This window comes from Mesorhizobium sp. P2_E6 (assembly GCF_056403835.1).
Genome location: NZ_JBFUEQ010000002.1, coordinates 401,396 through 426,722 on the forward strand (window position 1 = coordinate 401,396; position 25,327 = coordinate 426,722).

The 25,327-nt window shown below is 65.3% G+C and carries 22 protein-coding genes; 11 read left to right on the forward strand and 11 right to left on the reverse strand.

Annotation, left to right across the window (positions count from 1 at the left end):
• Positions 1 to 303 precede the first annotated feature (303 nt).
• A complete protein-coding gene (locus tag AC1D08_RS06570) occupies positions 304 to 1,659 on the forward strand; it encodes a glutamine synthetase family protein (RefSeq protein WP_379016972.1) in 1,356 nt (451 codons plus the stop codon).
• Positions 1,660 to 1,665: 6 nt separating this feature from the next.
• Here the strand turns inward: AC1D08_RS06570 and AC1D08_RS06575 are convergent, their stop codons facing one another.
• Positions 1,666 to 2,526, reverse strand: a complete 861-nt coding sequence (locus AC1D08_RS06575) for a MurR/RpiR family transcriptional regulator (RefSeq protein ID WP_477422789.1) — start codon at positions 2,524 to 2,526, stop codon at positions 1,666 to 1,668.
• Positions 2,527 to 2,657: 131 nt separating this feature from the next.
• Between AC1D08_RS06575 and murA the strand changes: the two genes are divergently transcribed.
• The 9 genes from murA (at position 2,658) to AC1D08_RS06620 (ending at position 13,519) form a co-directional block, all read left to right on the forward strand.
• On the forward strand, positions 2,658 to 3,914 hold the full coding sequence (gene murA, locus AC1D08_RS06580) for a UDP-N-acetylglucosamine 1-carboxyvinyltransferase (RefSeq protein WP_457152841.1): 1,257 nt from the start codon (positions 2,658 to 2,660) through the stop codon (positions 3,912 to 3,914).
• Positions 3,911 to 4,789, forward strand: a complete 879-nt coding sequence (locus AC1D08_RS06585) for a glucosamine kinase nucleotide-binding domain-containing protein (protein WP_457152840.1) — start codon at positions 3,911 to 3,913, stop codon at positions 4,787 to 4,789. The genes murA and AC1D08_RS06585 overlap by 4 nt, the downstream gene beginning before the upstream one ends.
• 180 nt (positions 4,790 to 4,969) lie before the next feature.
• A complete protein-coding gene (gene murQ, locus AC1D08_RS06590; RefSeq protein ID WP_457152839.1) occupies positions 4,970 to 5,908 on the forward strand; it encodes an N-acetylmuramic acid 6-phosphate etherase in 939 nt (312 codons plus the stop codon).
• Between the two features lie 152 nt (positions 5,909 to 6,060).
• Entirely contained in the window at positions 6,061 to 7,581 is a 1,521-nt protein-coding gene (locus tag AC1D08_RS06595) for an ABC transporter substrate-binding protein (protein ID WP_457152838.1), read from the forward strand.
• Positions 7,582 to 7,612: 31 nt separating this feature from the next.
• A complete protein-coding gene (locus AC1D08_RS06600; protein WP_457152837.1) occupies positions 7,613 to 8,572 on the forward strand; it encodes an ABC transporter permease in 960 nt (319 codons plus the stop codon).
• Positions 8,572 to 9,411: an ABC transporter permease gene (locus AC1D08_RS06605; protein ID WP_477422792.1), complete on the forward strand. Its 840-nt coding sequence runs from the start codon at positions 8,572 to 8,574 to the stop codon at positions 9,409 to 9,411. The genes AC1D08_RS06600 and AC1D08_RS06605 overlap by 1 nt, the downstream gene beginning before the upstream one ends.
• Complete coding sequence (locus tag AC1D08_RS06610; RefSeq protein WP_457152835.1) at positions 9,408 to 11,156, forward strand: ABC transporter ATP-binding protein; 1,749 nt, start codon at positions 9,408 to 9,410, stop codon at positions 11,154 to 11,156. The genes AC1D08_RS06605 and AC1D08_RS06610 overlap by 4 nt, the downstream gene beginning before the upstream one ends.
• Before the next feature lie 229 nt (positions 11,157 to 11,385).
• The gene (locus AC1D08_RS06615; protein WP_457151408.1) at positions 11,386 to 12,393 is read left to right on the forward strand and encodes a serine hydrolase domain-containing protein; all 1,008 of its coding nucleotides are present in this window, start codon (positions 11,386 to 11,388) and stop codon (positions 12,391 to 12,393) included.
• 10 nt (positions 12,394 to 12,403) lie between these two features.
• Positions 12,404 to 13,519: an anhydro-N-acetylmuramic acid kinase gene (locus AC1D08_RS06620; protein WP_477422795.1), complete on the forward strand. Its 1,116-nt coding sequence runs from the start codon at positions 12,404 to 12,406 to the stop codon at positions 13,517 to 13,519.
• Here AC1D08_RS06620 and AC1D08_RS06625 read toward each other — a convergent pair.
• From AC1D08_RS06625 to AC1D08_RS06635, 3 genes are all read right to left on the reverse strand, one after another.
• The gene (locus AC1D08_RS06625; RefSeq protein WP_457151410.1) at positions 13,516 to 13,938 is read right to left on the reverse strand and encodes a GNAT family N-acetyltransferase; all 423 of its coding nucleotides are present in this window, start codon (positions 13,936 to 13,938) and stop codon (positions 13,516 to 13,518) included. The genes AC1D08_RS06620 and AC1D08_RS06625 overlap by 4 nt on opposite strands.
• 68 nt (positions 13,939 to 14,006) lie before the next feature.
• Positions 14,007 to 15,398 carry a sigma-54-dependent transcriptional regulator gene (locus AC1D08_RS06630; RefSeq protein WP_457151411.1) on the reverse strand — a complete coding sequence of 464 codons (1,392 nt, stop codon included), beginning with the start codon at positions 15,396 to 15,398 and terminating at the stop codon, positions 14,007 to 14,009.
• Positions 15,395 to 17,215, reverse strand: coding sequence for a sensor histidine kinase (locus tag AC1D08_RS06635; RefSeq protein WP_457151412.1), 1,821 nt, complete (start codon positions 17,213 to 17,215; stop codon positions 15,395 to 15,397). Before AC1D08_RS06635 ends, AC1D08_RS06630 begins: the two co-directional genes overlap by 4 nt.
• A 322-nt stretch (positions 17,216 to 17,537) precedes the next feature.
• Between AC1D08_RS06635 and AC1D08_RS06640 the strand changes: the two genes are divergently transcribed.
• The gene (locus tag AC1D08_RS06640) at positions 17,538 to 18,866 is read left to right on the forward strand and encodes a dicarboxylate/amino acid:cation symporter (protein WP_477422796.1); all 1,329 of its coding nucleotides are present in this window, start codon (positions 17,538 to 17,540) and stop codon (positions 18,864 to 18,866) included.
• A gap of 74 nt (positions 18,867 to 18,940) precedes the next feature.
• Here AC1D08_RS06640 and AC1D08_RS06645 read toward each other — a convergent pair whose 3' ends face one another.
• From AC1D08_RS06645 to AC1D08_RS06675, 7 genes are read right to left on the reverse strand one after another with little or no spacing between them, the layout of a single operon-like run.
• The gene (locus AC1D08_RS06645; protein WP_457151414.1) at positions 18,941 to 20,035 is read right to left on the reverse strand and encodes an ABC transporter ATP-binding protein; all 1,095 of its coding nucleotides are present in this window, start codon (positions 20,033 to 20,035) and stop codon (positions 18,941 to 18,943) included.
• Positions 20,028 to 21,050 (reverse strand): ROK family protein, encoded by a 1,023-nt coding sequence (locus tag AC1D08_RS06650; protein WP_457151415.1) that lies wholly within the window; start codon positions 21,048 to 21,050, stop codon positions 20,028 to 20,030. The genes AC1D08_RS06645 and AC1D08_RS06650 overlap by 8 nt, the downstream gene beginning before the upstream one ends.
• Complete coding sequence (locus AC1D08_RS06655) at positions 21,047 to 21,769, reverse strand: ribulose-phosphate 3-epimerase (protein ID WP_457151416.1); 723 nt, start codon at positions 21,767 to 21,769, stop codon at positions 21,047 to 21,049. Before AC1D08_RS06655 ends, AC1D08_RS06650 begins: the two co-directional genes overlap by 4 nt.
• Positions 21,766 to 22,596 carry an alpha/beta fold hydrolase gene (locus AC1D08_RS06660; protein ID WP_457151417.1) on the reverse strand — a complete coding sequence of 277 codons (831 nt, stop codon included), beginning with the start codon at positions 22,594 to 22,596 and terminating at the stop codon, positions 21,766 to 21,768. The genes AC1D08_RS06655 and AC1D08_RS06660 overlap by 4 nt, the downstream gene beginning before the upstream one ends.
• Positions 22,596 to 23,414, reverse strand: a complete 819-nt coding sequence (locus AC1D08_RS06665) for a sugar phosphate isomerase/epimerase family protein (protein WP_457151418.1) — start codon at positions 23,412 to 23,414, stop codon at positions 22,596 to 22,598. The genes AC1D08_RS06660 and AC1D08_RS06665 overlap by 1 nt, the downstream gene beginning before the upstream one ends.
• Positions 23,414 to 24,490 carry a Gfo/Idh/MocA family protein gene (locus tag AC1D08_RS06670; RefSeq protein WP_457151419.1) on the reverse strand — a complete coding sequence of 359 codons (1,077 nt, stop codon included), beginning with the start codon at positions 24,488 to 24,490 and terminating at the stop codon, positions 23,414 to 23,416. The genes AC1D08_RS06665 and AC1D08_RS06670 overlap by 1 nt, the downstream gene beginning before the upstream one ends.
• A gap of 11 nt (positions 24,491 to 24,501) precedes the next feature.
• On the reverse strand, positions 24,502 to 25,323 hold the full coding sequence (locus tag AC1D08_RS06675) for a sugar phosphate isomerase/epimerase family protein (RefSeq protein ID WP_477422800.1): 822 nt from the start codon (positions 25,321 to 25,323) through the stop codon (positions 24,502 to 24,504).
• Positions 25,324 to 25,327 lie beyond the last annotated feature (4 nt).

Below are 25,327 nucleotides of genomic sequence, written 5' to 3' on the forward strand. Positions count from 1 at the left end.
CACATAATTGTCGGCCTGGTCGCTTTTGACCGAGAGGCTCCAACAGCATATGCAGCTATGTCGGCGGAGAGCCGCGGCAGTTCTAATGCCCCCTTGGCTTTCCGCTCTCTTGCCTCTATGTTGCGATCGCAGATCGCGCAATTGGTTTTGAAATGCCTCCCGATATCCCGGCTAGTGACTTGAAAAAATAAGAAAAACGCCTGGCAATGGTCAGGTTTCGTTTTCGAAAACTCACGAGCTATTTTTACCAGGGACAGTGTAGCCGATCAGGCTGCGGCACCTTCAAAAACCAGAGGTTACAAATTGAGCGATGCAATTGCGGACGTTTTGAACTGGCTTGAAAGCAGGAACGACATCCAGAGCCTGAGGGCGGCTGTGTGCGACCTCAACGGCGTCATGCGCGGCAAGCGCATCCCGGTCGAGCAGGCGCGCAAGGCGCTCGAAGGCAAGCTGCGCATGCCTTACTCCCTGATCGGCCTCGACATCTGGGGCGAAGACATCGAAGGCAACACGCTGGTTTTCTCGACAGGCGACGCCGACGGGCTTTGCCAATGGACAGGACGCGGCATTCTCCCCGTGGCCTGGACGGCGCATCCGACGGCGCTTGTCCCGCTCTGGCTCGCCGACGAAACCGGCGCGCCGTATCTTGGCGATCCACGGCGGGCGCTGGCCCGCATTCTCGATCGCTACAAGGCCTTGGGATTGACCCCGGTCGCGGCGACGGAACTCGAATTCTACCTCGTCGATCCGCAGTCGCAGCGGCCCGTCGGGCCCGTCTCGCCGGTCACCGGGCGCCGTCTCGATTCCGATGCGGCGCTGTCGATCGATGAGATCGACGACTTCGAATCTTTCATCCACGACGTCTACGAGGCCTGCCGAACGCAAGGCATTCCCGTCGACACGGCTATTGCCGAAAATGGCGTCGGCCAGTTCGAGATCAATCTGAACCACGTCGCCGACGCCCTGCGGGCGGCTGACGATGCCGTATTGTTCAAGCGCACGGTGAAGGGCATCGCCCGCAAGCACGGCTTTGCCGCCTGTTTCATGGCCAAGCCCTATGGCGACCGCGCCGGCAACGGCTTTCACGTCCACTTCAGCCTGACCGACGCCGAGGGGCGCAATGTCTTCGACGACGGCACGGATCAGGGCTCGGAAATTATGCGCCATGCGGTCGGCGGCCTGCTCGCGGCGATGGCCGAGAGCACGCTTGTGTTCGCCCCGCACTTCAATTCATACCGCCGGCTGCGTCCGAGATCCTATGCGCCGACCGCCGTGGCCTGGGGCTACGAGAACCGCATGGTCGCGATCCGCATTCCCGGCGGCCCGACCGGCGCGCGTCGCATCGAGCATCGCGTTTCGGGAGCGGATGCCAATCCCTATCTGGTGCTTGCCGCCATATTGGGCGCCGCACTGATCGGCATTGAAAGGCAGATGTCGCCTGGCGATCCGACCGGGAGCGACGGGCAAGGGCTTGTGCCGGCCAAGCTGCCGCCGGACTGGGCATCGGCGATCGCCAGTTTTGAGAGCGGAACACATGTGGCCGAGATCTTTCCAGCGATCCTGCGCGACTCCTTTGTCGCTTGCAAACGCCAGGAGTTGAATACGTTCGCCCTCAATGTCAGCGACTTCGAGATCGAGACCTATCTGGAAAGCGTTTGAAGCATTTTACGAGGACAGCTCGGCCTTCAGCACCGAGACCGCCACTTCGCTGTTGTGGACATACTCGTTGGCGTCCGGCTGCCTCTGCACCAGCAGGATGAACAGAAGGTCGGTCAGCGCCAACTGTGCGTCGCGCGCGGTGATGGAGGATGAGCGCGCACGCTCCTCGTCGGCGATGGTGTAAAGGCAGATGTCGGAGACCCGGCTCAGCGGATTGTCGTGGACGCCGGTGACGGCGATCACCATCGTGCCGCGCTTGCGGGCCAGCTCGGCGATGCGCAAGGTTTCGATGCTGGCGCCGGAATAGGAAAGCGCGAACAGCACATCGCCTGGCCCGAGCGTCGAGACATTGGCCATCTGGACGTGGCTGTCGCTGTCGTGCAGGACATTGCGGCCGAGCTTCATCAGCTTGTAGGAGAAATCGCGCGCCACCAGCGAAGAAGCGCCGACGCCGACCAGATGGATGCGGCGCGCGCCGTCCAGCAATTCCAGCGTCCTGGAGATGATCCGCTCGGTGTTGGCGGCGACGGTCCGCTGTATCGACAGAAGCTTGCTGCCGACCAGCTTCTTTAGGATGACCTGGTAGCTGTCGCCGACCTCGATCGAGCCATGGATGACGCCGGCCGGCACCTGCCATTCCTGCGCCTTGGCCTCGCTGACGGCGAGCTTGAGCTCCTGATAGCTGGCATAGCCGAGTTTCTGGCTGAACTTGACGACGCTCGACTGGCTGCGACCGATCTCGGCCGCAAGTGCGGCCGTCGACAGACGCAGCATCTGGTCGGGATTGTCGACGATGTACCGGCCGATCTCACGATCGCCAGGCGCCATGCCGTCGAGCTTCGCATTGATCCTATTCAGAACGGACACGAGATTCCCTTACGCTTTTCAGGTCGGCAAGCCGCACAGCGTGCCACGATAGGAATAAAATATTCCAATTCTGATTGACAGCCAAGAACGCACAATTAATTCTCGAACCTCATCACACAAGGTTTCGGCGCATGGACAGATTGCGGATCGTCGGCGGACAGAGACTGGAAGGCGCGGTCACCATATCCGGCGCCAAGAACGCCGCCCTGCCGCAGATCGCGGCCGCCCTGCTGAGCCCCCACCCGCTCGAACTGACCAACCTGCCTGATGTGACCGACGTCGAAAACATGCTCGGCGTGGTGCGGCTGCACGGCGCGGAAGTGACGAGGTCAGCGCATACCGCGACGATCGACACCAGTGCCGCCGTTTCCAAGGAGACGTCCTACGACACGGTGCGAAAGATGCGGGCGACCGTGCTTGTCCTTGCGCCGCTGCTGGCCCGGTTCGGCCATGCACGGGTTTCGCTGCCGGGCGGCTGCGCGATCGGCGCGCGGCCGGTCGACATGCATGTTGCCGCACTCGCGGCACTCGGCGCCAGGATCGCCATCGAGAATGGCTCCATCGTCGCATCGGTGCCGAACGGGCTGACCGGGACGCGCATCGTCTTGAGTTCGCCGTCGGTCGGGGCAACGGAAACCGCGATGATGGCGGCGGCCACGGCCAAGGGCGAAACCGAAATCCTCAACGCGGCGCGCGAGCCCGAAGTGGCGGACCTCGCCGCTTGCCTCAATGCCATGGGTGCGCGTATCGAGGGCGCCGGCACGCACCGCATCCTGATCGCGGGCGACACGAGCTGGCATGCCGCCCGGCACGACATCATCCCGGACCGGATCGAGGCCGGCACCTATGCCATCGCCGCGGCCATCACCGGTGGCCAGCTGGAACTGACCCATGCACGGCTCGAGCATATGGCCTCGGTGGTGCAATTGCTGGAAGCAACCGGCGTCAGCGTCTGGCCGGGCGACCGCGGGCTCATCGTGTCACGCGACCGGCCGTTGAAGGCTGTCGACGTCACGACGGAACCTTATCCGGGGTTTCCAACCGATCTCCAGGCGCAGTTCATGGCGCTGATGTGTTGCGCCGAGGGAGCATCGCTGCTGCGTGAAACCATCTTCGAGAACCGCTTCATGCATGTTCCCGAACTGATGCGGCTCGGCGCCAACATCAAGCTGCAGGGAACCACGGCGCTGGTGCGTGGTGGCGCGAAGCTGCATGGCGCACCGGTGATGGCCACCGACCTGCGCGCTTCGGTGTCGCTGGTGCTGGCGGCGCTGGTGTGCGAGGGCGAGACGACCATCAACCGCGTCTATCACCTCGACCGCGGCTATGAGCAACTGGACCGCAAGCTTCGGTTGTGCGGCGCCGACATCGAGCGGTTGAGCGCATGAGCAGTGCGGATTATTTTCTCGGCGTCGATGGCGGCGGGACCGGGTGTCGCGCCCGCATCGAGGACGCGGACGGGACCGTGCTGGGACAAGGCCTGTCGGGCCCGGCGACCACGCGGCTCGGCATCGACGCGGCCTGGGCCTCCATCGCGAAAGCCTTTGGCGCGGCGATCGAAGAGACAGGCTTCGGACCCGCCGAGACAGCCAGGATCCGCGCCGGCATCGGCCTTGCCGGCATCGGCCGCAAGGGTGCGCTGGAGGCGTTGCGGGCGATCGCGCATCCGTTTGCCAGCATCGATTTCGTCAGCGATGGCGTCGGCGCTTGCCTTGGCGCGCATTCCGGCCAGGACGGCGCCATCGTCATTGCCGGCACCGGCTCGATCGGCCTCGGCTTTGTCGGAGGCCGCGACCTGCGTGTCGGCGGTTACGGCTTTCCGATCTCCGACGAAGGCAGCGGCGCCGACCTTGGACTGAAAGCCGTGCAGCTGGCATTGCGCGCCCATGACGGACGGCACGAGCGGACGGCGCTGCTGGCGGAGGTGATGCAGCGCTTCGAGGGCGACCCGATGGCAGCCGTCGCCTGGATGGACCGCGCCAGCGCCACGGACTATGCGGCGCTGGCGCCGATGGTGATGCGCCATGCCGACCAGGGCGATCCGGCCGGGCGGCGCATCGTGCAAGGCGCGGCCGAACAGATCGACACGCTGGTGCGGGTGCTGTTCGAACAAGGCGCGCCGCGCGTCACCTTGCTGGGCGGCCTGTCCAGTGCGCTCGAGCCCTGGCTCTCCCCCGATGTCCGGCGCCGCCTGAAGCCCGCTGACGGCGACGCCGTCTCGGGCGCGATCATCCTCGCCAAGCGGTCCTGCAACGGGCGATAGCGCCCTGCCCCATTTGGAATAATATATTCCATATTCCTGTTGACGTCGCGAATATCAAATTCTAAAAAGTTAACAAACGAAAACAGGGTAGCAGCAAACGGACACAGCGTCCGTGTGCGCTGGCGCCGGTCGGGAGCTCTGCTCAACGCCGGCCATGCAGCACGATTTGAAAGCACTGGAATGACCGAACAAGGGTTGATGTCCGAGCTGGACCGGCTGATTTCCGAGGGCCGCAACCCAAGGACAATGGACATTGACCTGCTGCCGACCATCGATGTGCTGCGCAAGATCAATGACGAGGACGAGGCTGTCCCTGCGGCTGTCGAAAAGGTCGTGCCGGAAATCGCCGCCGCGGTAGACCGCATCGTGCTTGCCTTCCAGAAAGGCGCGCGGCTGATCTACATGGGCGCCGGCACCAGCGGCCGGCTCGGCGTTCTCGACGCCTCGGAGTGTCCGCCGACCTTCGGCGTCCCCGAAGGCATGGTCGTCGGCCTGATCGCCGGCGGTCCCGACGCCCTGGTGCGGTCGACGGAAGGCGCCGAGGACGATCCTAAAATGGGCGCGAGGGCGCTGCAGGAGATCGGGCTCACATCAGACGACGTTGTGGTCGGCATCGCCGTCAGCGGGCGCACGCCCTATGTCATCGGCGGATTGAGCTATGCCAGGCAAGTTGGCGCGGCGACGGTCGCCCTGTCCTGCAATCCAGCCTCGACCATTGCCGGCATCGCCGACATTGCCATCTCGCCGGTTGTTGGGGCGGAAGTGCTCACTGGATCGACCCGGCTGAAATCGGGAACCGCGCAGAAGCTGGTGCTCAACATGCTGACCACCGCCAGCATGATCCGCATCGGCAAGAGCTACCAGAACCTGATGGTCGACCTCAACCCGTCCAACAAGAAGCTGGTCGCCAGGGCAACCAGGATCGTCATGCAGACGACCGGTTGCGCGGCGCAGCAAGCCAAACAAGCGCTCGCCCAGACCGGCAATGATGTGAAGCTGGCGATCCTGATGACGATCACCGGGTTGGGCGTCGAGGAGGCGCGCGTGGCTCTCGGCAAGGCCGGGGGCTTCCTGCGAAAGGCAATCAGCGACACGACGGGAAAGCCGCATGGGACATGACGGCAAAGCCGCATGAGACATGACGGCAAAGCCGCATGGGACAAGACGGCGTGAAGCCGCATAGACTGGGCCGATACTCCAAAGCATGTGTGTCTTGGAAGCGGTCCGCAGAAACTGCAAGGCATCGAGTTCAATCATAATGGGAGACGAGAATGGTTCACTTCACAAGAAAGCTGCTGTCGGGCATCACGCTGGCCGCGATGCTCGGCGTGGCTGCGGTTTCAACGCAGGCGAATGCAGCGACGCTGCATATGGCCTGGTCGCAGGACGCCACCGGGCTTGATCCGCACAAGCAGACGGCCTTTTCGTCGCTGCGGCTGCTGGAGCTGATCTATGAGCCACTGGTGCGGGTCGACGCCAGCCTGCAGATCATCCCCGCTATTGCCACCTCCTGGGAATTCTCCAAGGACGGCAAGGAGCTGACCTTCAAGCTCGATCCCAAGGCGAAATTCCAGGACGGCACAGCGGTGACCTCGGCCGACGTCAAGGCATCGTTCGAGCGCATCCTCGACGAGAAGACGGGCGCGGCCGCCCGCGCCAACTTCCTGTCGATCGCCAGCATCGACACGCCCGATGCGACGACCGTCGTGTTTCATCTGTCGCAGCCCGACGTGCCGATCCTGACGGCGATGAGCGACGTCAACGCGGCCATCGTTCCGGCAAGCGAGATCAAGGCCGGCTCGATCGGCACAAAGGCGGTCGGCTCGGGCCCCTTCAAGCTCGACAAGTGGGACCCCAATGCCAAAGAAGTGCTGAGCGCCAACAAGGATTGGGCCGGCGGCCCGACCGGCGTCGACGGCATCGAGATCAGTGTGCTTCCCGATGAAGCCGCGATCCTGGCCGCCATGCGTACCAAGCAGATCGATTTCGCGCTGCTCAACGACCCGCTTGTCGCCACGCTGGTGCCGAAGGAGGCCAGCCTGCAGCTGAACCGCGTGCCGGTGCTAGCCTATCACGTGCTGCAGCTCAATCCGTCACGCAAGCCGATGACCGAGCTCAAGGTACGCCAGGCCATGTCCTGCGCCATCGACCGGCAGGAGGTGCTCGACACCGCTTCGCTCGGCGAAGGCAAGGTCACCGGCCCGTTGACCATCCCGGCTCTAGCGACCGATCCGAGCCAGCTGTTCTGCTACAAGCGCGATCTCGAAAAGGCCAAGAAGCTGATGGCGGAAGCCGGCTATGCCGACGGCTTTTCGGCGACGGTGATCGGTGCCACCGGCGAGCCGCCGACGGCGGCGGCGGAAGCCCAGGTCATCCAGTCGCAGCTGGCCGAGATCGGCGTCAAGCTCGACATCAAGATGATGGAGCTCAACGTCTATGTCGACGCCTGGCTAAAGGGCGACTTCGACATGGCGATCGCCCTCAACGGCGGCCGTGCCGACCCCTACACCATGTACAACCGCTACTGGACCAAGGCAGGCAATTTGCAGAAGGTGGCCAACTACATCGACGACACGCTCGACAGCCAGATGCAGAAGGGCCGCGCCGAGACCGATCCGGCGGCGCGCAAGGCGATCTTCGCCGAGTTCGAGAAGCACCTCGCCGAGATGTCGCCGTGGATCTGGCTCTACACCTCGTACAGCTATACGGCGCAGCAGAAGAACATCGCCGGGTTCGTACCGACGCCGACGGGCACGCTGTTCAGCCTGAGCAAGGTGACCATCCAGCAGTAGCCGGCGGCCTTGGACGAGAGGACTTCTTCGCGTGAATTATCTGATGCGACGACTGGCGACGTTTCCTCTCGTCCTGCTTGGCGTGTCCATCCTGGTCTTCGTTGCGATCCGGATGGTGCCGGGCGATTCGATCACGGCAATGCTGGGCACCGAGGCGGGCCTGCTGACGCCGGCGCAGCGTGACTCGCTCGCCGCCTATTTCGGCATCGACCAGCCCTGGTTCGTCCAGTACTGGCGCTGGATAGGCGGCATCCTGCACGGCAATCTCGGCATCTCGGTCACCTATGGCCGGCCGGTGCTCGACGTCATCGTCGAGCGCTTCCCGCTGACGCTCGAGCTGGCCATCCTGTCGATGATCATCGCGCTTGCGGTTGGCATGCCTGCCGGGATCTTTGCCGCCACGCACAATGAGAAACTGTCCGATCTCGGGGTGCGCATCGTCGCCATGCTCGGCCAGTCGACACCGAGCTTCGTGCTTGGCCTGCTGATCATCTACACGCTGTCGGCCGGCTTCGGCGTGCTGCCGGCGATGGGCGAATTCGCGCCGCTCTGGCAGGATCCCTTGCGCAATCTCAGCCAGCTGATCCTGCCTGCCATCACGCTCGGTTTCGCCTTCGCAGCCTCGGTCACCCGCATATCGCGTTCGGCCATGCTCGACGTGCTGAGCGACGACTATGTGCGAACTGCGCGCAGCAAGGGCGCCTCGGCGCGCAGCGTCATCTGGCGGCATGCGCTGCCCAATGCGCTGATCCCCGTCGTCACCCTGAGCGGCATCGAGTTCGGCTATCTCCTCGGCGGCGCCGTCATCGTCGAGCAGATCTACGCTCTGCCCGGTCTTGGGCGCATGGTACTGGATGCGATCCAGCAGCGCGACTATGCGCTGGTGCAAGGCGCCGTGCTGTTCATCGCCTTCAACTTCATGATCGTCAATCTCCTGGTCGACCTCGCCTATGTCGCGCTCGATCCGCGCATACGGCTGGGAGAGCCTTGATGCGCATCCTGCGCGCCATCTTCGGACATGGCAGCGGCCGCATCGGCGGCATCATCGTCGGCGTCTATCTGTTGGTCGCCATCCTCGGCATGCTGGGGCTGACGCCGCACAATCCCATCACGCAGTACCGGGTCGACCGGCTACATGCACCCAACGGCGCCTACTGGATGGGTACCGACCTGTTCGGCCGCGACGTCGCCAGCCGGCTGATGGCGGGCGTCGGGCAGTCGTTCACGGTCGCCTTCTTCTCGGTCGCCTTCGCGACCCTTGCCGGCACCATTCTTGGGCTGGCCGCCGCCTGGCTCGGCCGCCGCTGGGACGGCCTGCTGATGCGGATCATGGATGTGCTGCTGGCCTTTCCGGCAATCCTTTTGGCGCTGCTCATCGTCACGGTCGCCGGGCCGGGCACATGGACCAGCGTCGTTGCCATCGGCATCGTCTACACGCCGATCTTCACCCGCGTCGTGCGCGGCCCCGCTTTGTCGCTCAAGGCGCGCGAATTCGTCGACGCCGCGCGCACCTTCGGCAGCAGTTCGAGCTACATCGTGACCCGCCATCTGCTGCTCAACCTGGTGGCGCCGTTGACCGTCCAGGTGACGCTGGCGCTGGCCTGGGCGCTGCTGACGGAAGCCGGCTTGAGTTTCCTGGGGCTCGGCACGCAGCCGCCCGCCGCCTCGCTCGGCCTGATGCTGAGCGACAGCCGCAATCTGATGGAGACCGCGCCGTGGCTGATGATCTTCCCCGGTCTGGCGATCATGATCAGTATCCTCGGCTTCAACCTGCTTGGTGATGCCTTGCGCGACATCCTCGACCCGAAGATGCGGAGGGCGCGGGCATGACCCCGCTGCTGTCCGTATCGGATCTGCGCGTCGGCTTCGGCCGCAAGCCGCAAGCCAATGAGGTGGTGCGCGGCGTCAGTTTCGACCTTGCCGACGGAGAGACACTGGCCATTGTCGGCGAAAGCGGCTCGGGCAAATCCGTCACCGCCTTGTCGATCAACCGTCTCATCGATTTCGGCGGCGGCCGCATCACTGGCGGTGCGATGAAGCTGAGGCGGGCCGATGGCAGCGTCTTCGACCTGATGAGCGCCACTGAACCGCAACTGACCGGCATTCGCGGCGCCGAGATCGGCATGATCTTCCAGGAGCCGATGACCTCGCTCAATCCGGTGCTGACCATCGGCAGGCAGATCGAGGAATCGTTTCGGCTGCACGGTGGGCTGACCGGCCGGCAAGCCACAGCGGCAGCCAAGGATGCGCTCGACCGCGTGCGCATTCCCGACGCCGCGCGGCGGCTGAAATACACGCCAAACCAGCTGTCCGGGGGAATGCTGCAGCGGGTGATGATCGCCATTGCGCTGGCCTGCAATCCGCGCCTGCTCATCGCCGACGAGCCGACGACGGCGCTCGACGTCACGGTGCAGGCGCAGATCATGGCGCTGCTGGCCGAGTTGAAGCGGGAAACCGGCATGTCGATGATCTTCATTACCCACGACATCGGCCTGGTCGCCGGCATCGCCGACAGGGTGATGGTGATGCAGAACGGGCAGGCCGTTGAGCAAGGCGAGTTGAACCAGATCCTCGATCGTCCGCGGCATCCCTACACGCAGCATCTGCTGCAGGACGTGCCGCATTTCGCCAATGGCAGCGCGACGCGCGCCGACGGGCAGCGCGACACGGCTGCAAGCAAGGAACCGGCCTTGAAGGTGGATAACCTGGTTGTACGATTTCCCCTCAAGAGCAGCTTCTTCAGCCGCGCCACAGGCGCGGTGCATGCCGTCGATGGCGTCGATTTCGACCTGATGCCCGGCGAGACGCTGGCCATTGTCGGCGAGAGCGGTTCGGGCAAGTCGACCACCGCGCGCGCCGTCCTCGGGCTGGTGCGCTCAACACGCGGCAGCTTCTCGGTAGGCGCCCGAAAAGCTTCGGCAGAGCAGAGCGCCCTGCCCGTGCAAATGGTGTTCCAGAACCCCTATGCCTCGCTCAATCCAAGGCTCAGCATCGAGAGCATCCTGGCCGAGCCGGTGATCGCCACCGGCGGCCGGGTGAATGCCGAGACGCGGGCCAGGATGGCAACCCTGCTGGAGCGCGTCGGCCTGCCGAAGAACAGCCTTGAACGCTACCCCCACGAATTCTCCGGCGGCCAGCGGCAAAGGCTGTGCATCGCCCGCGCGTTGATGCTCAACCCTTCTGTGGTCGTTCTCGATGAAGCGGTGTCGGCGCTCGATGTTTCGGTGCAGGCCAAGGTGCTGGAGTTGCTGGTCGACCTGCAGCGCGAGTTCGGGCTGGCCTATCTGTTCATCTCGCACGACATGGCCGTCGTCGAGCGGATCGCGCATCGGATCGCCGTCATCTATGCCGGCCAGATCGTCGAGATCGGCGACGCGACCTCGGTGCTGTCGAAGCCGCAGCATTCCTATACGAAGAAGCTCATCGCCGCCGTTCCGACCATCGACCGGCGCCACGAACATTTCGAACTCGACACCCGCCAGGTCCCCTCGCTGGTGCGCCCGCAGGGGTTCGAGCCGGCGCCGGCGAGATGGGAGCAGTTTGGGGCTGATCATATGGCGAGGGCGGAGGCGTGATGGATTGTGCCCGGAAATACGCGAGATCTGCGGGACAGCACCCCCCTCTGTCCTGCCGGACATCTCCCCCGCAAGGGGGGAGATCGGATGTCGCATCGGCCTTCGCCAATCTCCAAAGTCTGAAGGCTGACGGCACGCACGAACTGCCAATCTCCCCCCTTGCGGGGGAGATGCCCGGCAGGGCAGAGGGGGGTGGGACGGAACGCTGCCTTTCAGATGGAGGCTCGTGTTGAGCACCCTCGCCCAGCTCTTCGATCGCGCGTTCGCACCGCTGAAAGCCGCCGTCGCCGCCAAGCGCATCCCCGGCGGCGTCCTAGGCATTGTCGACAAAAATGGCGAACGCGTCGTCAGGTCGGTCGGCTCCGCTCAGCTCGTGCCGAAGACGCGCCCAATGCAGGAGCAAACATGGTTCGACCTGGCGTCCTTGAGCAAGGTCATCTTCACCACACCGCGCATCCTGGCGCTGGCCGAAAACGGCGTCATCGATCTCGATGCGCCGCTGATCTCCGCTCTGCCGGATCTTCGCCAGTATGATGCACAGGCCTGGGAGCGGAAGGTGACGTTCCGCCAGTGTCTAGGCCACCAGACGCCGTTTCCCGCCGTCGAGCCGATTTATACCTATGGGCGCGATCCCGAGCTTCTGCGCGCCTTCATCCTGCAGCGCGAATGGCGCGCCCGCGACCCGATCTATTCCGACATCAACTTCATCCTGCTCGGCTTTGCGCTGGAGCGGCTGTCGGGAAAAAAAATCCGGAACATGGATCCCGGCCCGGGCTTCGCTTTTTCCGCCGAGCCGGATGCGTCAGCCGCGACCGAAGACTGCACCTGGCGCCATCGCGTTTTGTCCGGCGAGGTCCACGATGACAATTGCGCGGCGCTGCAAGGTGCCGGACATGCCGGCCTGTTTGGAACAGCCGCGTCCGTCCTCGATTTCGCGCAGGGGCTATTGGACGGCACGGGTGCGTTCGAGCGTTCGATCGAGCTGATGCGCGCGCCCTTGTCCGCAACCCGCACGCATGGCTGGGAGCGCCCCTACGAGGGCTGGTCCGGCGGGGCCTTGTGCAGGCCGGGAACCATCGGCCACACCGGCTTTACCGGCACTGGACTGTGGATCGACTTCGACAGAGGCAAGGCCTGGACCTTGCTCACCAACCGGATCCATCCGACACGTCATTTCGACAGCGGCATCGCTCCGCTTCGGCAGGCGGTCGGAGATCTTGTCAACGAGGATTGTTAGGGAGGTGACCATGGAACCAATCTGGGCCGTCGGGCTGATGACCGGCACCGTGCTTGACGGCAACATCGACGTGGCCCTGATCAAGACCGACGGCGAGCGGATCGATGATTTCGGCACATATCGGCTGATGCCCTATCCCCCGTCGATCCGCTCGCTGCTCGAAGAGACACTGAACGAGGCTAGAGCCTGGAATTTCACCGGGCCGGAGCCGGCGATCTTTCGCAAGGCGGAAGAAGCCCTGACGCGAGCCCAGTCGGCGGCGGTCAAGGAACTCGTCGAAGGTTATGGGATGACGATGGCCGATATCGGCGTCGTCGGCTTTCATGGCCAGACCGTGCTGCATCGCGCGCCGCAGGTGGGCCGGCTCGGCCAGACCCGGCAGCTCGGCGACGGCGAATTGATGCACGCCCTGTTGGGCACCAAGGTCGCCTATGACTTCCGCTCAGCCGACATGCGCGCCGGCGGGCAAGGCGCGCCGTTGGCCGCTGCCTATCACACCGCTTTGATGCGCAGCGCCGGCGCCAGCGGCGACGTGGCGGTGCTTAATCTCGGCGGCGTCGCCAACATCACCTGGTGGGATGGTGCCGACAACGTTGTCGCCTTCGATACCGGACCGGCCAATGCGCCATTGAACGATTTCATCAAATCGAAAGGGCTCGGCGACATGGACCGCGACGGCGCGCTTGGCCGGGCGGGAGCGGTCGATGAGGCACGGCTGGCCAAGCTGCTGCAGCACCCTTATCTGACCAAGCCCTACCCGAAATCGCTGGACCGTTTCGACTTCGGCGCCGCGATGGCGGACGGCATGAATGCCGAGGATGGCGCAGCCCTTCTGACCGCCTTCACCGCTGCCGCCGTCGGCAAGGCACTCGACCTGTTGCCGCGCCGGCCGAAAAAACTCGTGGTCAGCGGCGGTGGCCGCCACAATCCGACAATGATGGCGATGCTCGCCAGCCGCGCCGGCGTCGAGGTGGTGCAGGCCGAAAGCCTTGGCTGGAGCGGCGACGCGGTGGAGGCGGAGTGCTTTGCCTTCCTCGCGGTCCGCGTGCTGAGGGGTCTGCCGATCAGCTTCCCCAGCACGACCGGCGCACCGCAGCCGATGCGCGGCGGACGGCTGGCCGGTTAAACCAGCGTCTTCCGCAGGAAGATGCGGCTGCGGCCGACAGGGAAATCGGCAAGCGTTCCGAAGGGCTGATAGCCCTGGCGCTGATAGACCTTGGCGGCGTGCGGATTGAAGGTGTCGATCCAGGCATTCCGACAGCCGCGCGCCACCGCTTCCTGCTCGGCCGCATCCAGCATGTTGCCGGCCATCTGCTGACCGCGCAGCCTTTCATCGACCCACAGCCACTGCACGTAAAGCCAGCCCCAGGCGGTGTAGCCCGAGATGCCGGCGACGACCGTGCCGTCCTCGTCGCGCAAGAACACGGCCAGGGCCTTTCTTTCGGAAGCACCAACATCGCCGTCGTTGAACGCCGTCAGCCGTTCGGCGAGAAAGGTGAGTTCTTCCGGCGAGGGATTTGCCGTCGTTTCAAGTGTCGTCTTCATGGCCTTTTCCGAGATGCGCAGCTGGATACAAAGGCAGCGTTACGAGGGGCATGGCGCTTGTGCAATGTCTATATCTGGCTCCGAACAGGGTGCGTATCCGCATCGCCGCCATTGCGAAACTCGGACGCTGCAATGCCGTAGCGCTTGAGCTTGTCGTAGAAGGTCTTGCGCGGCACGCCGAGTGCGTCGATGGCGCTGCGCACATCGCCGCCGTGGTCGCGCAGCGCGTCGCGGATGAGTTGCGCCTCGTAGTGGCCGACCCGTTCGGGCAGCGTGGCCGCCGGCTCCGGCAACTGCGCGGGAACCGTTTTCGTATCGTCGTCCGGACCGAGGCCGAGCGCGACGCGATCGGCAAAATGTGCAAGCTCGCGCACATTGCCCGGCCATGCATGCGACTGGAGATGATCGCTGACCGCCGCGTTGACCCCGGCGACCGGCCGGCCGAACCGTTCCGCGGCCTTGCCGAGGAAGTGGCCGAACAGCATTGGGATGTCGCCGCGCCGCTCGCGCAACGGCGGAATGCGCAACGTCACCACGTTGAGGCGGAAATAGAGATCCTCGCGAAAGTCGCCGCGCTGGTCCTGCCGTCCGAGATCCACCTTGGTCGCCGCGACGACCCGGAGGTCGACGCGCCGGGTCTCGTTCGAGCCAAGCGGGGTGACGCTGCGCGTTTCGAGCACACGCAGCAGCTTGACCTGAAGGGCCGGCGGCATGGATTCGATCTCGTCGAGGAACAACGTGCCGCCGCTGGAGTGCTCGATGCGGCCGATCCGTCGCCGCTGCGCGCCGGTGAACGCGCCCGCCTCGTGGCCGAACAGCTCGCTCTCTATGACGGTCTCCGGCAGCGCACCGCAATTCAGCGCCACGAAGGGCTTTGCGCGCCGCCGCCCCCATCGGTGTAGGAGGTCGGCCACCACCTCCTTGCCGGTTCCGGTCTCCCCTTCCACCAGCACGTCGACGTCCATGTCGGCGATCTGCCGCAAGGTCTCGCGCAACCGCCGGATGGCTGGCGCTTCGCCGATCAGCGGCAGGCCGTCGGCAGCCTGCGCCGCGGCTTCTCGCAGCCGCCGGTTCTCCATCACCAGCCGCCGCTTCTCCGATGCCCGTCTGAGTGCCTCGACGAGGCGGTCACTGGCATAGGGTTTCGGGATGAAATCATAGACACCATCCTTGAGCGCTGCCACCGCGAGATCGACGTCGCCATGCCCGGTGACCAGGATCACCGGTATGTCGGGGTCGATCGCCTTGACGCGATCGAACAGCTGCAGCCCGTTCATGCCCGGCATGCGGATGTCGCTGACGACCACGCCCTCGAAATTCCTGTCGACGACGGCAAGCGCCGCCTCGGCCGCGTCGAGCGCGACCACCGCGAAGCCGGCAAGCTCGAACAATTGCGTGGTGGCGTGAAGCAGGTCCGCATCGTCCTCGACGAGCGCCACCAGCCCTGATGCGTCTGTCATTCAATTCGCCTCAAGTCGATGGTGAAGGATGCGCCGCCGGCGCTGCCGGGATCGAGCCGGAGCGTACCGCCCAATTCCTGGGCGATCTCCTGCGAGATCACCAGTCCGAGGCCAAGCCCCTTCTCCTTGGTGGTCTGGAACGGCATGAACAGATTGCCGGCCGCCTCCGGACCGAGGCCAGGGCCGTTGTCGCGCACCGAAATCAGCACCCTGTCGTCGCGCTCGGCGATGTCGATCTCGATGCGGGGATCGGGCTGGTCCTTCATCGCGTCCAGCGCATTCTGCAACAGGTTGACGAGGATCTGCTCGAGCCGGATGCGGCTGGCCATGACCACCGGCGACGCGTTGCCGCGCGGCTTGACGATGGTCACGCCGGAATCACGGATGCGTCCCGACAGCAGCGACAGCGCGCCGTCGATCGCCTCGCGCACCGGCAATGGCGAGGCGGCGACGCCTGGCCGCCGGGCAAAGGTGCGCAAGGTGCTGGTGATCGCGCCGATGCGCTCGGTCATTGATACGATCGATGTCAGATTGCCGCTGACCGGCTCGGTCTTGCCGGCGTCGAGAAAGCGGCCGGCGTTCTCGGCATAGGTGCGGATGGCGGCAACAGGCTGGTTGATCTCGTGCGCCACGCCGGCGGCGATCTGGCCGAGGATGGAAAGCCGGTTGGCCTGGGCGAGATCGTCACGCAGCCGGCGGACCTTGGCTTCGGCGTTCTCACGCTCGGCGATTTCGCCGGCAAGTGCGGTGTTGGAGCGCGTCAGCTCGGCCGTCCGGGTGCTGACCCGGCTCTCCAGTTCGGCATTCATGCGCGCCAGCGCTTCCTGCCGCAGCCGGCGGGCGCGCCTGCGCCGGGTGAGCACGAAGGCAAGCAGGCCCATGAGCAGCAACCCGAGCAGCGTGGTCAGGCGCGCCGTGTTGGCGGCGGACGACAAAGCCGCGTCGGCGGGCGTCAGCAGCCACAGACGCCAGCCGGGCACCGCACCGGGCAGGTCCTGCACCACTTCAACGAACTGGCGCGGCTTTCCGGAGCTGTCGATTGTCGCCAGGCCGTCACCGGCACCGCGTCGCAACGGCAGCGGTTCGAAGCCGGCATCGGCCAGTTGAAGCTGCTCGCGGGCAGCAGTAGCATCCGCGGCCGAGAGTGGCGCCAGGGCATGAAACCGCCACTCGGGCTGGCTGGTGGCCAGCACCACGCCGCGTTCGTCGGTGACGAAAACAAGAAAGCCGCTGGAGCGCCAATTGGCTTCGACGCCGTCGAGCTCGACCTTCAGCACCGCAACACCAAGCGGCTTGGAGCCGTCGTCGACGCGGCTGGCAAGGTAAAGACCCGGCCGGCCACTGATCGTGCCGAGGCCATATTGGCTGGCAGCACCCTTGGCCATCGCCTCCTGGAAATAATGGCGAAAATTATAGTCGATGCCGACAAAGCTCGTCGGCTCGCCGGCATTGCTGGCGGCGATTGCGATGCCGGCCGTGTCGATGACATAGATGGCGGACGCCGATGCATCGCCGGCAATTGCCCTGAGCTTGTCGTTGAGGGCTGCTTCTTGCATCTTTCCGGCCCGGCGCAGCGCCCCGCGCACCGCATCGTCGCGCGCCAGCACCAATGGAACCAGGCGCTGCTTTTCGATTTCGCCGGTCAGGGTTCCCGCCGCCAGTGGCAGGGCGGCAAGTGCTCCGTCGCGCAGATTGTCGGCCGCCTGGCCGGTGGCGATGCGACCGGCGATGGCGATCGCGCCTGCCAGAACCGCAAGAGCGACGACCACGACACGCCAGCGGCCATCGCGCAGCCGGGCCACCGCTTCGCGCAGCAATTCACGGCCGGCCGCGGATCCCCTATCGATGCCTACTTGCGACGTCTGCCCTCTCCCTTTTCCTCGCGGCCCGTTTTTTCCCCGCAGCCTTGCGGCCCAGTGTAATGCGAAATTCCGCCCAGGCAAACGCTGCCTGTGCGGAAATCCGCACAGGCATTCGCGGCAAAGCGCCGGACAACCGCCGAAATCCAGGGATTCCGGCCTTTCACCGATCTGGCACAGCGCTTGCAAAAGTCTTTGCAGCGGCGCGCGACCGGAGCGCCGCGATGGGAGAAGTCACGCAGGGCGGTGCATTTCCGCCCATCCGGCAAGGGAGAGTTCGATGCACATCGCAGACCAATCAGGCGCGCCTTCCGCGCAGCGCAAGCCTTTCTATGCCCAACTCTACGTGCAGGTGCTCGTCGCGATCACCGTCGGCATCCTGCTCGGTCACTTCTATCCGTCGATCGGCGAGAGCATGAAGCCGCTCGGCGACGCCTTCATCAAGCTGGTCAAGATGATCATCGCCCCGGTCATCTTCCTGACCGTGGCGACCGGCATCGCCGGCATGAGCGACCTGCAGAAGGTCGGACGTGTCGCCGGCAAGGCGATGCTCTACTTCCTCACCTTCTCGACGCTGGCGCTGATCATCGGCCTTGTCGTGGCCAATGTCGTCCAGCCGGGCGCCGGCTTCAACATCGACCCGGCGACCCTCGACGCCTCGACCGTCAACACCTATGCCGCCAAGGCGCATGACCAGTCGGTCACCGGCTTCCTGATGAACATCATCCCGACGACGATCGTCGGCGCCTTCGCCGACGGCGACATCCTGCAGGTGCTGTTCTTCTCGGTGCTGTTCGGCATTTCGCTGGCGCTGGTCGGCGACAAGGGCACGCCGGTCCTCAACTTCCTGCAGGCCCTGACGACGCCGATCTTCAAGCTGGTCAGCGTGCTGATGAAGGCCGCGCCGATCGGTGCTTTCGGCGCCATGGCGTTCACCATCGGCAAATACGGCATCGGCGCGGTCATCAACCTCGCCATGCTGGTCGGCACCTTCTATGTGACCTCGCTGCTGTTCGTGTTCGTCGTGCTGGGTGCGGTCTGCCGCTACAATGGGTTCTCCATCCTGTCCTTGATCCGCTACATCAAGGAAGAGCTGCTGCTGGTGCTGGGCACGTCCTCGTCGGAAGCCGCCCTGCCCTCGCTGATGGAAAAGATGGAGAAGGCCGGCGCCAAGCGCTCGGTGGTCGGTCTGGTCATCCCGACCGGCTATTCCTTCAACCTCGACGGCACCAACATCTACATGACGCTGGCGGCGCTGTTCATCGCTCAGGCGACCAACATCCATTTGTCGATCGGCGACCAGATCCTGCTGCTGCTGGTTGCGATGCTCTCCTCCAAGGGCGCCGCCGGCATCACCGGAGCCGGGTTTATCACCCTGGCCGCCACACTGTCGGTCGTTCCGGCGGTGCCCGTCGCCGGCATGGCGCTGATCCTCGGTGTCGACCGCTTCATGTCGGAGTGCCGGGCGCTGACCAACTTCGTCGGCAATGCAGTCGCCACGCTGGTGGTGGCACGCTGGGAAGGCGAACTCGATGAAGCCCAGCTCGCCAGGGCATTGGCGGGCACGGCCGACGACAGCCTGCCGGCTGATCTCGTTCCCGCCGAGTAATCCGAGCGCTTCAACACCAATCAGCGGCCGGAAGCCCATGGCTTCCGGCCGCTGCCGTACAGGTGACAACGATGTCAGGCGGTTTTGCGCAGCGGTGCCAGCGCCTTGCCGTCGGCGGCGAAGAGATGGCAGCGGGAGGGATCGGCCTGCATGGCGATGGGGCTGTGCAGCGGTGTCGTGTCGATGCCCTCGGTCTGCACGACCAGCCTCGTCTTCTCGCCGATGTCGGCATGCAGGATGGTCAGGCCGCCCAGCCGTTCGGCCAGCACCGCCTCGCCCTTGAACTGGCCCGCATCCGCGATGCGGATATGTTCCGGCCGGATGCCGAGCAGCAGCTCGCTGTCTTGTGCGAGCGCGCCCGCCTCGACCGGAACGACCAGGCTGGATCCGCCCGGCAGGGCAACGGCAACGCCATCCGCGTTGGCGGACAGAACCCTGACCGGCAGCATGTTCATCTTCGGCGAGCCGATGAAGCCGGCGACGAAGACATTGGCTGGCCTGGCATAGAGGTCGAGCGGCGTGCCAACCTGTTCGATCGTGCCGCCATTGAGGACGACGATCTTGTCGGCCATGGTCATCGCCTCGGTCTGGTCGTGCGTGACATAGACGATGGTGGCGGCGAGCCGTTCGTGCAGCTGCATCAGTTCCAGCCGCATGTTGACGCGCAGTGCCGCGTCGAGGTTCGACAGCGGTTCGTCGAACAGGAACACCTTCGGCTGGCGCACGATCGCGCGGCCGATGGCGACACGCTGGCGCTGGCCGCCGGACAGCTCCTTCGGCCGCCGCTCGAGCAGATGCGACAATTGCAGCACCTCGGCCGCCGCCTTGACCTTGGCGTCACGCTCGACGACCGGCAGCCCGGCGATCTTCAGCGCAAAACCCATGTTTTCGGCGACCGTCATATGCGGATACAGCGCATAGGACTGAAACACCATGGCGAGGCCGCGCTCGGAAGGATCGATCTCATTGATGCGCGCGCCATCGAGCATCAGCTCGCCGGAGGTGATCTTCTCGAGACCGGCGATCATGCGCAGCAGCGTCGACTTCCCGCAGCCCGACGGGCCGACGAAGACGACGAACTCGCGGTCGCCGACATCGAGATCGACGCCCTTGATCACCTCGGCATTGCCATAGGATTTGCGCACGCCGCGCAGCTTGAGCTCAGCCATTGAAGTCCCTCCTCGCATCCGGATATGTGCTTGGACCGACAGGCATGCGTGCCGCCAGCGTACCTCCGTCATCGAACAGGACAAGGCTGGCAGCACCAACCAGCCCGGCGTGGCGGCCGAGTTGGGCCTGAACGACCGGCACGTCGCGATAGGCACGCATGGCCCGCTGCCTGATGGTTGCCTCGATGGCAGGTGCCATGAGGTCGAGGCCATTGGCAATGCCGCCGCCGACGACCAGCACGTCAGGCGAATACAGATGCAAAAGATTGGTGAAGCCGATGCCCAGCCATCGGGCCTCCTCCTCCAGCAGGGCCAAGGCAAGCTCGTCCAGCAGCCGTGCCGCCTCGACCACGTGACGGCCGGTCACTTCACCGTTGCCCGAGAGGCGCCGCAGCGCCGAGCCATCAAAGGGTGCTGTCGCGGCGTTGGCACGGCGGCCGAGCGCGGTGCCCGAGGCAATGGCCTCGAAGCAGCCGACGACACCGCACATGCAGCGCTCGCCTTCATTGGTGATGGTCATGTGGCCGATCTCGGCGGCAAGGCCACGGCGGCCATGCAGGATGCGCCCGTCGACGACGACGCCGCCGCCGATGCCGGTGGAAACCGTGACGAAGACCAGCGAGCGGGCGCCGTGACCGGCGCCGAAGCGCCATTCGCCGAGTGCGGCGGCATTGGCGTCGTTCTCCAGCCGCACCGGCAGGCCGAGCCGCCGTTCGAGGATATCGGCAAGCGGCACGTCCAGCCAGCCGGCGAGTGTCGGCGGTCCGACGGCGATGCCGGCCAGCGGATCGAGCGGTCCCGGCGCGCCGACGCCGACGCCGACGATGGCGAGCGCCGGCGCCTCGTCGTGGATGGTCGCGGCCAGCGCCTCGATCTGGCCGATCACCACGTCGGGGCCAGCCTGCGCCTGTGTCGGCACCGCGGCGAATGCCAGGATCTTGCCGTCACGGTCGACCAGGGCGGCACGAAGCTCGGTGCCACCAAGATCGATCGCAAGGGCGGCTTCGTTGCTCATGCCGCGACCTTCAGGCCGTGCAGCCAGCCGATGCGGCCGGCCAGGTCCCTGTCGCCGAAGGCGAGCGAGCCGAGGACCACGGTTTCGGCACCGGCGGCACGCAGCAACGGCACCGTCTCGTGGCGAATACCGCCATCGGCGGCAAGAACCACGGCCGCCTCACGGCCGGCCTCTCTCAGGATGGCGCGGGCAGCGCCCAGCCTGCCGCAGGCCTCGTCCGACAGGCTCTGCCCCTTGACGCCGATTGCCGTTCCGAGAAGCGTGACGAAGGCGACCTCGGAGACGAAAGGCGTCACCGTCTCGACCGGCGTCTCCAGCCTGAGCACCACGCCGGCTTCGGCACCGAGTTCGCGTGCCAGCCGGACGGCGCGCAATCCCGCCTCACCGTTCTCGGCATGGACGCTGATCATGTCGGCGCCGGCCTCGATGAACTGGCGCGTCTGCGACTCGACTACAGCCGCATCGACCATCAGATGAACATGGATGGGTCTGGCCGTCAGCCGAGCGATGCGGGCGACGAGATCGGGAAAGAACAGGAAGGAGGGGGCGAAATGACCGTCCGCCACATCGATGTGGTGAAGGTCGACATAGGGCTCGATGCGCTTCAGATCGCTCTCGAAATTGACGAGGTCGGCGGACCACAACGAGAATTCAGCGATCATGCGATCGCGCGGCAGTGCGGCGATGGCGGCCTGGCCTGAGAGAGGTTTCGAGATCATGACTGGTCCTGGTTGTTGAAACGATCCTCGAGGAAGCCCGCGATAGCGGCGCGGACCTCGGCGAAATGACGATCCTTGTCGGTGGCCTTCGGCGTCACCTCGGCAAAGGCGGCGTTTGGGATGGCGTCGGCGAGGAAGCGGGCGGTCGCCAGCGGATGGATGAGATCGACGCCGCTGCCGATGACCAGCGTGGGGATAGCGAGATTGCCGGCAGCCGGCCGCGTGACGCCAGGCCCATCGTTGGCGATCGCCTGCATCACCTCGACGAAGACAGCCGCATTTTCGCGCTCGAAGAAACCCAGCAGGGAAGCAAGATTGTCCGGTGCTTCGCTGCGAAACCGGGCCGCTGTCGCGGAGGCCGCGAAGGCGTTGCGCGCGTCCTCCAGCGGGCGATCGCGGATGAGCTTCGCCACCTCCGAAAAGGGCCGCATGTTCTGCGGCGCCGCATCGAAGACCCAGGCAGGGCGCACCAGCACCAAACCCAGGACACGGTCCGCGTGATGGCTTGCAAGCCTGAGCGCGATCGCCGCGCCCATCGAGACGCCGCCGGCGACGAAGCGGTCGAGCCCGGCCGCGTCGGCGGCGGCCAGCACATCGTCGGCAAACATGGCGATCGAAAAGGGCCGCCTGGAGCCGGCGCCTGAGCCGCCGTGTGCGCGGCATTCGACGGTCAGCCGGCGGTATGACCGACTGTCGGGAAAATTCTGCGCCACCTGCGCCGCATCACCGCCGAGACCATGCTGGAAGATGACCGGAAACCCCCGCCCGGTATCGAAGACACAAAGCGCCGCATCGTCGCGAAGCATGACCGTCGGCGCGGTGTCCATCAGAGGAGCCTCCGCAGGAAGGCCGCGACGCCGGGGGCTTCGCCGGCGGACAGCCCGTGGGTGACGAGCGCCCCGTCGAAGCCCACCGCCTTCAGCCGCGCGATGAAATCCGGGAAGTCGACGATGCCTTGGCCGGCGCTGGCAAAACGGCCGTCACCATAGCGGTCCTTGGCGTGCGCCATGGCAATGTGGCCGGCCGCTTCGCCGATCGCGGCGGCGACAATGGTACGCGCTTCGCCGGGCGTCGCATGTTCGAACAGGTTTGCCGGATCAAGCACGATCTTCAGGCGCTTCGATCCCATCTCGGCGATCAGCGTGGTGGCATCCTTCGCCGAGGTGACGATGTTGGCCTGCTCGGGCTCGATGCCGAGATCGACGCCGGCGGCTTCTGCCAGCGCCAGCGCCTTCGCCATCTCGGTGGCCATGTCGGACCAGGCCGCCGGATCGGCATTGTCGGGATGGTACGCCCATTGGTCGGCGGCGTTGCGCGAGCCGGTGCAGAGCGTGACCAGGGGAATGCCCAGGGCAGCAGCAGCCTCGATGACGACGGCAAGGCGCTTGAGGCCATCGTCGCGGACGGCCTTGTCGGGATGCGCCATGTTGTAGGTGCCCGAAAGTGCCGCGAGCGAAACACCGCTCGATTGCGCGGCGGCGCGGATCGCCGCGATGGCGTCCGCCGGCACGGCATCCGGCATTGACGGCAGGCCGGCGCAGGCGAGGTTGAACTGCGTGGTCTCATAGCCAGCGTGCCGCACGGCCGCCAGCACGGCGGCTGGCTCGGCGCCTGGAAAGGTCTTGGCGAAAATGCCGAGACGCATCACACCGCCTCCGAAACCGAGGCGAGCTCGACCCGCTCACCTGATACCACCGAGCGCGCGATGGCGACCATGGCGCGGATCGACGCGATGCCGTCCTCGACATTGGCGCCGCGCATCGGCGCGCCGTCCAGCACCGTTTCGGCAAGAGCTTCCAGTTGGCGCCGGAAGAAATGGCCGTCAGCGCCGAGCGGCTTGTGGGCGGTGGCCGACTTCTCGTGAAAGATCTCGACCTCGCTGGCGCGGAAGTACCAGGGGTTGAAGGTCTTGGCGATGACAGAGCCGTTCTCGCCATAGAGCTGGAAACCTTCGTGCCAATCCATCCGCACGGCAACGGTGAGATCGAGATGGCCGAGCGCGCCGCTGGCGAATTCGGTCTCGACGAACCAGCAATAGGCGCCGAAACGCTCGTTGAGGCGGGCGCGCACGGCGACGATATCGCCGCACAGGAAGCGCGCCGTGTCGACGAGATGCGAGCCGTGCGCCAGCATGAAATACTGCCTGAGATCAGCCTTCGGATTGCCGCTCGGTTTCCTCGCCAGTTTGCTGGTGACGGGCAGCGGCTGGATGGCATCGGTGTTGGTGTAGCGATGGGTGGAATCGCAGTACCAGGCCTTCAGCGCCAGCACCTCGCCGATCTCGTCGCGGACGAAATCGCGCGCCGCCTCCAGCGCGGGATCGAAGCGCTTCATGTGGCCGACCTGCAGGACCTTGCCGGAGCGCCTGACCGCCTCGGCCAGCGCCTCGCCCTCTTCCACCGAGGTGCCGATCGGCTTTTCGCACAGCACATGCTTGCCGGCATCGAGCGCCTTGATCGACATCGGCACATGGTAGGCGTCGGAGGTGGCGACGATCACCGCTTCCAGTTCGGGATCGGCGAGCATCGCGTCATAGTCGGCATACATTTTCCGCGGTTCGTAGGTGGCACCCATGCGGGCGAGGAGGTCGGGTGCCGCGTCGCAGATGGCGTAGAGATCAGCATTGCTGGCCTTGGCGCAGGATTGCAGATGCGCAAACTGCGCGATGGGGCCGCAACCGAGCACGCCGACCCTGAGGCGTCTGTCCTGTTTCTTAATCATCGTCTCGTTCTTCAGGCGCCGTAGCTGCGCATTGTTTGGCGGTTGGTCTTGACCGCGCCGGCGGGGTCGGCGGCGGCGGTGTCGGATTCCTCTTCGAGCACCAGCCAGCCGGTGAAACGCGGTGCGGTGCCGGCGATCTCGATGACCGCCGGGGTGTCGCAGACGCCTTGGCCGAGCATGGCCCAGTTGCCCTTGGCGTCGACGTCCTTGAGATGGATGTAGCGGATGCGGTCGCGGAAGGTGCGCAGCGTATCCAGCATGTCCTTGTGGCCGCGCAGGATATGGCCGGTATCCGGCACCCAACCGACCAGGTCGGGGTCGAGCAAGGCAAAGATCGTGTCGTAGTCGGCGCGGTCGAAGAGCAGCGTGTTGTGGTGCGAACTCGGATGCAGCGCGACATCCACACCGGCCTTGCGGCCGATCTCGGCGGCGCGATTGTAGAATTCGGCCGATATGGCGGACTTATCTTCGCGCGGACCGTCGGAGACGACCGTCGCCGAGCCGATTGAGACCAGTGCGCCGGGAAAGTTCGCGGCAAACCCTGTCCAGCGCCGGGCGGCTTCGAGGTCGCTTTCCAGCGCCTCTTTCAACGTGAAACCGCTCTTCGAGCCAAAGGCAAAGGAGACGAGGGAGAGGCCTCGGGCATCGAGCGCAGCAGCGAATTCGGCCGGGCTGTCGGCATAGCGGCCGATCATGGTGTCGGTGATCTCGATGCCGGCGTAGCCGCCGTCTTCTATCGCCTTCAACAGATCGTCGGGACCGCCAGTCCAGCCCTTGCCCAGCATTTCCCAGGTGAAGGTCTGGCAGCCGACCTTGAGCTTCGTCGTCGTCATGTCA

Bases quoted from the DNA above. Each gene is read 5' to 3' on its own strand.
- murA (WP_457152841.1), top strand. From the start codon at position 2,658: ATGGACAGATTGCGGATCGTCGGCGGACAGAGACTGGAAGGCGCGGTC.
- AC1D08_RS06585 (WP_457152840.1), top strand. From the start codon at position 3,911: ATGAGCAGTGCGGATTATTTTCTCGGCGTCGATGGCGGCGGGACCGGG.
- murQ (WP_457152839.1), top strand. From the start codon at position 4,970: ATGACCGAACAAGGGTTGATGTCCGAGCTGGACCGGCTGATTTCCGAG.
- AC1D08_RS06595 (WP_457152838.1), top strand. From the start codon at position 6,061: ATGGTTCACTTCACAAGAAAGCTGCTGTCGGGCATCACGCTGGCCGCG.
- AC1D08_RS06605 (WP_477422792.1), top strand. From the start codon at position 8,572: ATGCGCATCCTGCGCGCCATCTTCGGACATGGCAGCGGCCGCATCGGC.
- AC1D08_RS06610 (WP_457152835.1), top strand. From the start codon at position 9,408: ATGACCCCGCTGCTGTCCGTATCGGATCTGCGCGTCGGCTTCGGCCGC.
- AC1D08_RS06620 (WP_477422795.1), top strand. From the start codon at position 12,404: ATGGAACCAATCTGGGCCGTCGGGCTGATGACCGGCACCGTGCTTGAC.
- AC1D08_RS06625 (WP_457151410.1), bottom strand. From the start codon at position 13,938: ATGAAGACGACACTTGAAACGACGGCAAATCCCTCGCCGGAAGAACTC.
- AC1D08_RS06630 (WP_457151411.1), bottom strand. From the start codon at position 15,398: ATGACAGACGCATCAGGGCTGGTGGCGCTCGTCGAGGACGATGCGGAC.
- AC1D08_RS06640 (WP_477422796.1), top strand. From the start codon at position 17,538: ATGCACATCGCAGACCAATCAGGCGCGCCTTCCGCGCAGCGCAAGCCT.
- AC1D08_RS06645 (WP_457151414.1), bottom strand. From the start codon at position 20,035: ATGGCTGAGCTCAAGCTGCGCGGCGTGCGCAAATCCTATGGCAATGCC.
- AC1D08_RS06650 (WP_457151415.1), bottom strand. From the start codon at position 21,050: ATGAGCAACGAAGCCGCCCTTGCGATCGATCTTGGTGGCACCGAGCTT.
- AC1D08_RS06655 (WP_457151416.1), bottom strand. From the start codon at position 21,769: ATGATCTCGAAACCTCTCTCAGGCCAGGCCGCCATCGCCGCACTGCCG.
- AC1D08_RS06660 (WP_457151417.1), bottom strand. From the start codon at position 22,596: ATGGACACCGCGCCGACGGTCATGCTTCGCGACGATGCGGCGCTTTGT.
- AC1D08_RS06665 (WP_457151418.1), bottom strand. From the start codon at position 23,414: ATGCGTCTCGGCATTTTCGCCAAGACCTTTCCAGGCGCCGAGCCAGCC.
- AC1D08_RS06670 (WP_457151419.1), bottom strand. From the start codon at position 24,490: ATGATTAAGAAACAGGACAGACGCCTCAGGGTCGGCGTGCTCGGTTGC.
- AC1D08_RS06675 (WP_477422800.1), bottom strand. From the start codon at position 25,323: ATGACGACGACGAAGCTCAAGGTCGGCTGCCAGACCTTCACCTGGGAA.